This is a genomic window from Shewanella litorisediminis (genome assembly GCF_016834455.1).
GTDB lineage: Bacteria > Pseudomonadota > Gammaproteobacteria > Enterobacterales > Shewanellaceae > Shewanella > Shewanella litorisediminis.
The window spans coordinates 3,762,346-3,772,607 of sequence record NZ_CP069213.1 but is presented as its reverse complement, the minus strand read 5'-3'; the positions used below and the strand labels follow the sequence as shown (position 1 = coordinate 3,772,607).

Sequence of the window (10,262 nt, the reverse complement as noted above, 5' to 3'; positions counted from 1 at the left end):
AACTTGAATTTTTATCGTCTTTTTTGACGTTTTTATACTAATTCTGACACCGAATATCTGGTGGTTTATTCATCAGGAAATGCCTATATATAGTGTAGGTGACAAATAAAAAAAAAGCGTTTCCATGGCTAAAACCATGAAAACGCCTTGTTTGTGTTAATAAAATGTTTTAGGGGATGGCGTCAGGTCTTGGCGGCCTTGCGATAATGTTGCAGTGCCAGTTCGGCATTGCCGAGTTGCTCGTCGAGCTCTGCGAGGGCCAGCCAATTTTCTTTGGATGGATTTAACTCGCAGGCTTTGCGCCAGTGCTCATTGGCGGCTTTAAACTCCCTTGCCTGCTGGCAAAGCCGCGCCATACATTCGTGATACTCATGCACATCGTCATATTTGGGTGCCAGTTTGAGCAGTTGTTGCCTTGGGGCCTCATCCTGACCATTAAGGATTTGGGGTAGCAGCGTCAGAACTTGAGGCTCGGGTAAAGATGCCAGATCTTTGAAGAGTAATTTAATGGCTTCCGCCTTTTTCCCTTGTTTGGCCAGCCCAAGTGCGTAGGCGGCTCGGTTGGCGCTGTGCTGCTTTTCGCTGCGGGAAAGCCACTGCCATTCCTTATCCAGAGTGTCCCAATCTTTGTTGCCCGCCTGCTCAAGCAGGTTGACGCTAACCTTGATGGACAAGTCTTCAAAGCTGGCTTCATTGAGCAGCGCCTGCTTTTTAATGGCGGGTAAAAGCTCGCGTAATGCCCGCCAGTCCTGCTGGGAGAGATAGACTTCCATGGCAAGTTTGACTACGGCGGCGCTGCTTTTACTGGTTGGCGCCAAATGATTGAGAGCCGTCCTGGCGCGTTCCAGCTGCCCCTGCTTTAGCAGATAGCGGGTTCGGGAGGTGAACACTGCGGTTTCTGCATTCGGTTCGGTGACCGCTTTTTCCAGATAGTCGTCGCGCTCGGCATATTTGCCCTGGTACTGTGCCGCCCTTGCAGCAGCAAGCAAATTCAGTGCGGGCAGTTCACCTTTTGCGGCACCCTTTACCATAAAACGCTCGGCATCGGGCCAGTTTTCTTCAGCAAGTGCCAGTGCACCGCTCAGAGTGTGTCGCTTGGCGGCATTGCGTCGCCAGCGTTCTGGCAAGTAACGGCTGCCCAGCAGCAGGGTAACGCATTTGACCGCTATCCATTCGGCAATCACGATAACGCCGTAGGCAATTACCAGCACCACAATGGCAAACACCAGACTGGTTTCTATTTCGTAGCCCCAGGCTGACAAATACAGGTAGCCGGTATTGCCGACAATATAGGGGCTTAAACACAGCCCAATCAGAATAATGCCAAGATAAATCAGCGTCTTGATCATGCCTCAGCCTCCGATTCGGCTGCTGCTGAAGGTTCCGGTTCCTGATCTGGCTCGGGCAGCGGATTGACGGTTGGTGTTGGTGCGGGGCTTGGCATTGGCAAAGGTGCCTTGACGCCTTCCTGAGCCAGGGTTCTGAGCATGTCGCTGGACTGGAATTTGCTGATGGGGACTGCATCAATACGCAGGGAGGCCAGAGCGTCCAGACGCTCGAGTATTTGCGCCCCGGTGCCTGAGTCCACACTGAAATACAGTTTTACCCAACCGCTGGCCATTAAAACGGCTTCCCGGAAGCTCAGTTCATCGTGGCGATACAGAGCCAGCTGGGCCTGCAGCAGCTTGGTGCGAATATTTTCTTTCAGATACCACTCCTGCTCAGGGGAAAGGAGCGGCGTAATATCGCCGGTGCGCTGACGTACGGTCACAAAGTCATTAATCAGCGCTTTCCAACTTTTTGCCAGGTTGGTTTGCCAGTCTTTAAGGGAGCCGCTGATGGTCTCATCCGTCGGCGCTGTGTATTCCTGTTTATTACGGCCCGGCGTTAGCTGCTCAATACGTTTCATGATTTCGTCCAGCGCATAGACGTTGCCGGCGATATCTGTGCTGCGGACAGAAGCCACCTGCTCCATATCGGCAGCGAGGGCTTTACGCAGGCTGAACAGCGAAGGCTGCTGCATGGCGGCGATACGCTCATCGGCCGCCTTCAGCAGACTCAGCGCTGTGGCTGGGTCTTGCTCAAGCCACAGTTTACGGCCTGCCATGCGTACCAGATAGTCGGCTTCGGCAATCAACCAGTCGTCGGGGGTTTTCTGAGACAGATTGGTGAGGCGTCGCTCCAGGGCACTCTGATCAGCGGTAAGACGCCCAAGCTCACTTTCCAGTTGTGCTATCTGTTTCAGCCCTTGCTCCAAACGACCCAGACGCGACAGGGGGTCTTTCAGGGCATCGCTTTGTTTCTCATCCACCGACAAGGTGTAGTGGTATTGCTCCACCAACTGCTGATAGAGGTAATAGCCACCGGCGAGGGCGCTGCCTCCCATGAGCAATGCCACCAATACGGCCAGTCGCATAGCCCATGAGCTGCCGTGACGGGGTTCTTTTGTAGAGGCTGGGTCTTTGGGCTGAGAAGAAGGTGTAGGAGGCAAAGCGTTGGACTCTGCTGCGGTGGCCTCTTGCTGTTGGTTTTCCATGAAACAGTCCTTGATGCTAGAAAGCGTGCAATTCAGGGAAACCAAAGCAGCAAAAGCTCAAATGCCCAATGCGTCCAGCACGGCGGTCTGGTTTGCTGCTCCGGCGTTAGTGACTCGAAGAAGTCCCTTTTCCCTTGCCTGGATCTCGACCCGGGCACTGGGGACTATGATATGACAGTCTATGAGCCATGCAAAACTGTCTTTGGGAACCAGATTTATCAAGTTTTCCAGTACTTCACCACTGGTAACTACTATGGTGTCTATGCCAAAGGATTGCCAGCGACCGACACAGGCAGATGCATCCAGCGGTGGGCAGGCGCGCTGATAGACCTCAAGATAGCTGACGTTAGCCCCGCGAAGCCGCAAACCGTCGGCCATGGCTTCGCGGCCGCCTTTGCCCCGGACTATCACTATCTGTTTACCGGATACATGGGCCAGAGAGGGCAGAGTCAGCAAGCCTTCGGTAGCCTGACTGTCGGTGGGTGAACGTTCTGCCTTGATACCCTGCAAAGCCAGGGCATCGGCTGTGGCATCTCCCACCGCATAATAGGCGGCATCTGGCCAATGGCCCTGCATCCAGGGCTCGGCGAAGCTGACGGCGCTGGTACTGATAAATATCAGTATGTCGGCGCTGAACAGTGTATCCAGCTGCACCGGGGTGACGTCGGCTACCTGCACCGATAACAAGGGCTCCACCAAATAGGGTATGGCCAGCGCATCCAGTGCACTGGCCATGGCGGCGTTCTTGCCCTCGGGACGGGTAAGCAGCAGCTTCATGGTTAGTTCCGGGCGTATACTGCATCCAGAATGGTTTTGGCGCCGCGGCTGAGCAAATCATCGGCCAGCTGATGACCCAGCTCAATGGCGTTGGCAGTTGAACCTGTCACTGTGCCTGTGATGACTTCGCTGCCATCGGGGTTACCTACCAAGCCTCGCAGTGTCAGGGTGTCGGCCTCAATTTCGGCAAATGCGCCGATAGGCACCTGACAACCTCCTTCCAAGCGGGTGTTCATGGCGCGCTCAGCAAGCACTCGCAGACGGGTTTCTTTGTGTTCCAGCGGTGCCAGCAGGGCTTTGACACGCGCATCATCGGTGCGGCATTCAATGCCCACAGCGCCCTGACCATTGGCTGGCAGCGACTCTTCGGTGCTGATAAAACCCGCAATACGCTCGGCGAGCTTCAGGCGAATGAGGCCCGCTGCTGCAAGAATGATGGCATCGTATTCGCCGGAGTCGAGCTTTGCCAGGCGGGTGCCTACGTTACCACGCAAGTCTTTGATAATCAGGTCGGGACGACGTGCACGCAGTTGACACTGACGACGCAGGCTGGAGGTACCTACCACAGCGCCCTGTGGCAGCTCATCGATACTCTTGTAAGTGTTGGACACAAAAGCGTCCCGTGGGTCTTCACGCTCGCAAATCACTTCAAGGCCCAGGCCTTCGGGAAAATCCACCGGCACGTCTTTCATGGAGTGCACGGCAATATCTGCACGGCCTTCCAGCATGGCGACTTCCAGCTCTTTCACGAACAGGCCTTTGCCGCCTACTTTGGCCAGGGGCGTATCCAGAATAACGTCGCCCTTGGTGCTCATGGGCAGCAGTTCCACGGTCAAATCTGGATGAATGCGCTCGAGCTCTGCTTTAACAAACTCAGCCTGCCACATGGCAAGGGGGCTTTTGCGGGTCGCGATACGAATAAGGTTTTGAGACATGCCGATTTTCCATCTTATGGTCTGCGTTAGTTGCGCCAATGCTAACATTGCCTCGGCGACTATGTAAGGAACCGCCGTCGCATCTTTGCGGTGTGGAGGGGGAAACCGCTCGCAAAAATGTGATCTTCATCGCAAATGTTTGCGTTCGCCTTCCTGGGTGCTAGCATGGGGTAACTTTGGGTCCAGGGAATGGTGACGCACTAAGATGATCGCGCACAGTCGGTGGTCAACATCTGCTTTAAGCTTGTCAGAACGCCTCAACAAGGTGCGACTGGCACGGGCCCTGGCACTGCTTTCTCCCCTCAAAAGACACCTGCTGCATGCGATTCCGCTGTTGCTGCACTTTCATGGCCCCCGAATTCCCGGCTACAACGGTCATGCCACACCCTGTGGTCTGGCAAGTTTTGAACCCCAGGAACCCCATCTGGAAGCCGCCAGCGTCTTGTCTCTGGGACTGCCCAGTCTGCGTGCCGACTGGCCTTATGCCATCGAAGGTATTTATGCCATGGGCAGCACCGGCAGCTTCGGACAAAACCCTTTCAGCGACGTTGATGTATGGGTGATTCACGAGCCTAATTTGTCCGCCGATGACATTCTGGCCCTGGCCGATAAGTTGGCGCTCTTGCATCAATGGTTTGCGGGTTTTGAGTTTGAGGTGAACTTTTATCTGGTGCATCCCTTCCAGTTTCGTGCCGATAAAAGCTATTCGGGGAACGGTCAGGTAAGGCTGGGGGTAGAACACAGTGGCAGCGCGCAGCACTGGCTGCTCCTGGAGGAGTTTTACCGCACCCAGATTTGCCTGGGCGGTAAACCTCTGTATTGGTGGCCGGATGCCAGGTCCACCAGTGAGGGCCTCTGGTTGGGGGATGTGCAAAGCTTGCCCGCCAGCGAATATTTCAGCGCCTCGTTATGGCAACTTTATAAAGGCTTGGTCAAACCCCATAAGGCGCTGCTAAAGGTATTGCTGCTTGAGGCCTATGCATGGCGTTACCCCAATACTGAGCAGCTGAGTGCCAGGGTGTGGCTTCACACCACCAAAGGGGATTTTTCCACCGCCAACGACCCTTACTTTTTATTGTACGAAGCGATTGAAGAATACCTGCTTGCGATTGAGGACCATCGCCGGCTGGAGATTGTGCGGCGCTGCTTTTATCTCAAATGTGCCGTGCGTTTAAGCCATCCCCAGCAACCCAAGGATTGGCGCTACCTGAAGATGCAGCTGTTGGTGTCGGCCTGGGAATGGCCCGATACCCTGATTCAGACTCTGGATGACTGTGAAGAATGGCATACGGGGCAGCTACAGTGGTTCAACGCCCAATTGAATGAGCTGATGCTGGCGAGCTATCAAACCCTGCTGCGTTTTGCGGCCAATCACGGCGTTAATGAGGGGCTCAGGGTCGAAGACCTGGGCATGCTCACCCGCAAGTTGCACACCTGCTTCAATGAAGACAAACATCTGGTGTCCAAGTTGAATCCACTCTGGAGCAGCCGGTTACAAGAGCCTGTGCTGACGGTGATTACCAGTCAGTCAGACAGGACCCATTACCTCTATCGTCAGGAGCCCCAGGCATCGGCCTTGAAGGGGGAGGCGGCGGTATATGTTGCCGATAACCTCGCGTCGCTGCTGCTCTGGTCCTGTATTAATCAGGTCTGTGATGACCAGACCCAGTGGTACTGTTACGGCGAGCGCAAGCTGGGTGCACGCCTTGCCGCCACGGGCAAACGCTTGCGGGAGGCGATTCGGGATACCGAACTTAAGGTCTCCAAACAGGACCTGTGTCAGCCCTGGCACTACCGAAAACTGGTGTTACTGGTCAACCTGGAACATGACCCCACCCCAGATTGGCCCGGTCAGGAAGTCCTGGTGGATATCATGAATGCCAACCTGTTTTCACTCGGTCGCACCCAGCGCAATATGCTGGGCTCACTGGATGTGCTGTCGTTCAACTCCTGGGGCGAGTGGCATGCACACCATTTTGAGGGGGAGCAGGCACTGCTTAAGGCCATGACCTTTCTGGCGCCCGGGATCCGAAGGGCAGCAGGCAAGCTGGATCTGCGCACCCTGGGTTGCAGCACGCGCTTAACCTTTCAGCTTGAATTGGCGGTACACTCGTTATTGAAACAGGTGGCAACTCTCAGTTGTCAGGCCAACGCCTCATCGACGCTGGTTCAGCCACTGCGAATCGGCACTCGAAGCTACGGATTGTTCTTTAATACTCTGGGCGTGGCTTATGAAGACCTTGCCGATGCGCCTTCAATTTATAAGCAAATGAGCCGTGGTCATCTGCTGTCGATCCCCAGGCCCGGATTGGGCGACGACCCCTTCGCCAGCGTGCCCGAGCTTATCCAGGATTATGCCACCGAGGATGTGATTCAATATTTCCTGCGGCCAAGAGAAGCCGGTATTGATGTCTTTATTCTCAATCACAAGAATGAAATCAGCCACTATGTCCAGCACGGCACCACGGTGGAGGCGCTGGTGAGTAAAGTGAGCCAGCAACATGCCTTTGAGGGCTTGTATGAAATGCACGGCCGCTTTAACTTGCCGCAATTTTTCCAGCTGGTGAGAATGCAGGGGGAGTTGAAGGCACAGCCCGTGGGAATGGCCAGAGAAGATATGGGGGCCGAGTTTTAGCCCCCAACCGACGCCGTGAACGGGTTACCAGCAAAGGTCCAGATTGGCCTGGCGCTTGATGGATTCTTTCAAAAACGGCATAAATTCGGCACCGCCGTTACGCTCGTCAATCCATTTACCCTCTTTAAAACCAAAGTGATAACCACCAAAGCGGGTCGCCAACCAGATTTCATGCAGCGGCTCCTGCTTATTGATCACTACCTTGGAATTGTCTTCGAAGGTCAGCTGTAACACCCCGCCGGAACTGTCGATGTCCACATCGGCGTCTTCATTGTCGATGGCGTTTTCGATGGCGCTTTCAATGATATTGAACATCTCATCGGCCAAATGGTGAAACTCTGTGTCTGTCATCGCCATGTGTGTTGGTCCTTTTCAATCTTGGGCTTGAATGCGATTATAAGGCCAAACCCGCGCCTTATGCATTGAAGTTGAGAAAAATGAGACTGTATTTATCCCTATTGCTTGTTAGCCTGCTGCTTTTGGGCTGCGGCCAAAAAGGCCCGCTCTATAAGACACCGCCTGCTCCCGAGAATCAGGCTCAGCAACCGGCAACTGCTCCGGCAGCCGATACACCCAAAATCGATGAGCGCAAACAATAAGGACGCCTACCTTGGATCATTTTCTCTACCGTGACGAGCGGCTGTTTGCCGAAGACTGCGATGTGGCAAGCCTTGCCGCTGAACATGGCACACCCCTGTATGTTTATTCCCGTGCTACCCTCGAGCGCCACTGGCATGCCTTCGATGGCGCTGTAGCGACGCATCCTCACCTGATTTGCTATGCGGTCAAAGCCAACTCCAACCTGGCAGTACTCAATGTGCTGGCCCGTCTTGGCAGTGGCTTTGATATCGTCTCCGGTGGTGAACTCAGCCGCGTTATCGAAGCAGGTGGCGATCCGGCCAAGGTGGTGTTTTCCGGCGTGGGCAAAACCGTGGCCGAAATGGAACTGGCGCTCAAAACCGGCATTCTGTGTTTTAACCTGGAGTCGGGCGCTGAGCTTGAGCTCCTGAATGAGGTCGCCGGCCGCGTCGGCAAGGTGGCGCCCGTGTCACTGCGGGTCAATCCCGATGTGGATGCAGGGACTCATCCTTATATTTCCACCGGCCTGAAAGAAAACAAGTTTGGTATTCCCATGGAGGAGGCTGAGGCCCTGTTTGCGCGCGCTGCCGCCCTGCCGAATCTGGAAGTCAAAGGCGTGGATTGCCACATTGGCTCACAGCTGACCGAACTTAAGCCCTTCCTCGATGCCATGGATCGCATGCTGGCCCTGATTGACCGCCTGGCAGAGCAGGGCATAGTGATTGAACACTTTGACGTGGGGGGCGGCCTGGGTGTGACCTACAACGGCGAAACCCCACCGCATCCGGATGTGTATGCCGCTGCTATCCTCGAAAAACTCAATGGTCGTCCGCTGAAGCTGATTTTTGAGCCGGGCCGTGCCATTGCCGCCAACGCAGGTATCTTTGTCACCCAGGTGCTGTACACCAAGGATAATGGTGATAAGCGCTTTGTGATTGTGGATGGCGCCATGAATGACCTTATCCGTCCGTCCCTCTATGGCGCCTGGCAGAACATCATTCCCGCTGTTAAAACCAATCAGCCAACTACCCGCTGTGACGTGGTCGGCCCCGTGTGTGAAACCGGTGATTTCCTCGGTAAAGACCGTGAACTGGCCGCAGGCAGTGGCGATCTTCTGGTGGTGCGCAGCGCCGGTGCTTACGGCTTTACCATGGCCTCCAACTACAATACCCGCCCCCGTGCGGCCGAGCTGATGGTGGATGGTGACAAGGCATATGTGGTACGTGAGCGGGAAAAACTCAGTCAGCTCTGGCAAGGAGAGCAACTCCTGCCGTAAACTGGGGAAAGTACCCGATTTTTGGGCGCCGGAGCACTGGCCCGGCGCTAAGGAAGCATAGCTTGATCCACTTCACCAAGATGCATGGTCTGGGCAACGACTTTATGGTTGTCGACGGTGTCACCCAGAACGTGTTCTTTTCGCCGGAACAAATTCGTCGTCTGGCCGACCGCAATTTCGGTATCGGTTTCGATCAGCTGTTGTTGGTAGAGCCGCCCTATGACCCGGATCTGGATTTTCACTATCGCATTTTCAATGCCGATGGCAGCGAGGTGGAGCAGTGCGGCAATGGCGCACGCTGTTTTGCCCGCTTCGTGCGCAATAAAGGGCTCACCCAAAAGCATAAAATCAAGGTCAGCACCAGTGCAGGCAAGATGACGCTGCGCCTCGAGCGCGATGGTGGGGTGACCGTGAATATGGGCGTGCCCATACTCGACCCGGCACAAATCCCCTTTAAAGCCAAAAAATTTGAAAAAACCTACCTGCTGCAGTCGGCACAGCAAACCTTTTTGTGTGGCGCCGTGTCCATGGGTAACCCCCATGTGGTGCTCGAAGTGGATGACATCACCGAGGCCCCTGTGGCTGAGGTGGGGGCCCAGTTGACGCGCCACGAACGTTTCCCCAAAGGGGTTAACGTCGGCTTTATGCAGGTGATAGCCCCTGATCATATCAAGCTCAGGGTGTACGAGCGCGGTGCGGCCGAAACCCTTGCCTGTGGCAGCGGTGCATGCGCCGCCGCGGTGGTGGGGCAACTCCAGGGTAAGTTGGGTAGCCGTGTGCGGGTAGACTTACCCGGTGGCAGCCTGACCATCAGCTGGGATGGCGAGGGCAAACCCCTGTGGATGACAGGCCCGGCTCAGCAGGTATACGACGGACAAATCCAGTTATGACAGATCCCAAACACAGGACAGAAGCGCCCTTTGATGAACAGATAATCCGCGAGTATCTGCTGGATAATCCGGACTTTTTTGGTCGTTATCCCGAGCTGTTGCTGGCGATGCGCATGTCCCACAATGAGCGGGGCACAGTATCGCTCCTCGAGCGCCGTCAGGAAATGCTCAGAAGCCGGGTGGCCCAGCTTGAAGAAGAAATTACTGCCCTGATGACCCAGGCCCGCAGAAACGAGAAAATCTTTCGCTTCAACAACGATTTGCAATTCATGTTGTTGGAAAGCGAAGACCTGGGGGATGTTCGTCAGACCCTGTCCCAGGCGCTGATGGGCGAGTTTGGCTTTACCCATGTCAGGCTTATCACGGTGCATGATGTGGACAGTGAACTCTCGGCCATCTGGAGCAACCGCCTCGCCCGGGGTCACTATTTCGGCCGTCTCACCGCCAGTGAGTCACGGCGTTTGTTTGGTTCTGAAGTGGGCTCAGTGGCGCTGACCCGCTTGTCTGAACATTGCGGTCAGGTGGTATTTGCCATCGCCAGTCAGGATCCGGCCCATTTTCATCCCGAGATGGACAACTTGCTGCTGGATCAGCTGCGGCGGATTTTGGACCATCTGTTGCCAAGGTTGTAACC

At 55.1% G+C, this 10,262-nt stretch carries 10 protein-coding genes; 5 read left to right on the top strand and 5 right to left on the bottom strand.

Annotated elements, in window-relative coordinates:
- Window positions 1-182 precede the first annotated feature (182 nt).
- The 4 genes from JQC75_RS16720 to hemC are packed head-to-tail and all read right to left on the bottom strand — an operon-like array spanning window position 183 to window position 4,248.
- Window positions 183-1,349 carry a heme biosynthesis HemY N-terminal domain-containing protein gene (locus JQC75_RS16720; protein ID WP_203325147.1) on the bottom strand — a complete coding sequence of 389 codons (1,167 nt, stop codon included), beginning with the start codon at window positions 1,347-1,349 and terminating at the stop codon, window positions 183-185.
- Window positions 1,346-2,536, bottom strand: a complete 1,191-nt coding sequence (locus tag JQC75_RS16715; protein ID WP_203325146.1) for a uroporphyrinogen-III C-methyltransferase — start codon at window positions 2,534-2,536, stop codon at window positions 1,346-1,348. The genes JQC75_RS16720 and JQC75_RS16715 overlap by 4 nt, the downstream gene beginning before the upstream one ends.
- A 57-nt stretch (window positions 2,537-2,593) precedes the next feature.
- A complete protein-coding gene (locus tag JQC75_RS16710; protein ID WP_203325145.1) occupies window positions 2,594-3,313 on the bottom strand; it encodes a uroporphyrinogen-III synthase in 720 nt (239 codons plus the stop codon).
- Between the two features lie 2 nt (window positions 3,314-3,315).
- Window positions 3,316-4,248 (bottom strand): hydroxymethylbilane synthase, encoded by a 933-nt coding sequence (gene hemC, locus JQC75_RS16705; RefSeq protein ID WP_203325144.1) that lies wholly within the window; start codon window positions 4,246-4,248, stop codon window positions 3,316-3,318.
- A 205-nt stretch (window positions 4,249-4,453) separates the two neighbouring features.
- Here hemC and JQC75_RS16700 point away from each other — a divergent pair, with 205 nt between their 5' ends.
- Window positions 4,454-6,883 carry a class I adenylate cyclase gene (locus JQC75_RS16700; protein WP_203325143.1) on the top strand — a complete coding sequence of 810 codons (2,430 nt, stop codon included), beginning with the start codon at window positions 4,454-4,456 and terminating at the stop codon, window positions 6,881-6,883.
- A 24-nt stretch (window positions 6,884-6,907) separates the two neighbouring features.
- Here JQC75_RS16700 and cyaY read toward each other — a convergent pair whose 3' ends face one another.
- Window positions 6,908-7,240 (bottom strand): iron donor protein CyaY, encoded by a 333-nt coding sequence (cyaY, locus tag JQC75_RS16695; RefSeq protein ID WP_203325142.1) that lies wholly within the window; start codon window positions 7,238-7,240, stop codon window positions 6,908-6,910.
- A gap of 80 nt (window positions 7,241-7,320) precedes the next feature.
- Here cyaY and lptM point away from each other — a divergent pair, with 80 nt between their 5' ends.
- From lptM to JQC75_RS16680, 4 genes are all read left to right on the top strand, one after another.
- On the top strand, window positions 7,321-7,482 hold the full coding sequence (lptM, locus tag JQC75_RS18950) for an LPS translocon maturation chaperone LptM (RefSeq protein ID WP_239002034.1): 162 nt from the start codon (window positions 7,321-7,323) through the stop codon (window positions 7,480-7,482).
- An 11-nt stretch (window positions 7,483-7,493) separates the two neighbouring features.
- Window positions 7,494-8,738, top strand: coding sequence for a diaminopimelate decarboxylase (gene lysA / locus JQC75_RS16690; protein WP_203325141.1), 1,245 nt, complete (start codon window positions 7,494-7,496; stop codon window positions 8,736-8,738).
- 62 nt (window positions 8,739-8,800) lie between these two features.
- Window positions 8,801-9,628: a diaminopimelate epimerase gene (gene dapF / locus JQC75_RS16685; protein WP_203325140.1), complete on the top strand. Its 828-nt coding sequence runs from the start codon at window positions 8,801-8,803 to the stop codon at window positions 9,626-9,628.
- Entirely contained in the window at window positions 9,625-10,260 is a 636-nt protein-coding gene (locus tag JQC75_RS16680; RefSeq protein WP_203325139.1) for a DUF484 family protein, read from the top strand. The genes dapF and JQC75_RS16680 overlap by 4 nt, the downstream gene beginning before the upstream one ends.
- The last annotated feature ends 2 nt before the right edge of the window (window positions 10,261-10,262 follow it).

Bases quoted from the DNA above. Each gene is read 5' to 3' on its own strand.
- JQC75_RS16720 (WP_203325147.1), bottom strand. From the start codon at position 1,349: ATGATCAAGACGCTGATTTATCTTGGCATTATTCTGATTGGGCTGTGT.
- JQC75_RS16715 (WP_203325146.1), bottom strand. From the start codon at position 2,536: ATGGAAAACCAACAGCAAGAGGCCACCGCAGCAGAGTCCAACGCTTTG.
- JQC75_RS16710 (WP_203325145.1), bottom strand. From the start codon at position 3,313: ATGAAGCTGCTGCTTACCCGTCCCGAGGGCAAGAACGCCGCCATGGCC.
- hemC (WP_203325144.1), bottom strand. From the start codon at position 4,248: ATGTCTCAAAACCTTATTCGTATCGCGACCCGCAAAAGCCCCCTTGCC.
- JQC75_RS16700 (WP_203325143.1), top strand. From the start codon at position 4,454: ATGATCGCGCACAGTCGGTGGTCAACATCTGCTTTAAGCTTGTCAGAA.
- cyaY (WP_203325142.1), bottom strand. From the start codon at position 7,240: ATGGCGATGACAGACACAGAGTTTCACCATTTGGCCGATGAGATGTTC.
- lptM (WP_239002034.1), top strand. From the start codon at position 7,321: ATGAGACTGTATTTATCCCTATTGCTTGTTAGCCTGCTGCTTTTGGGC.
- JQC75_RS16680 (WP_203325139.1), top strand. From the start codon at position 9,625: ATGACAGATCCCAAACACAGGACAGAAGCGCCCTTTGATGAACAGATA.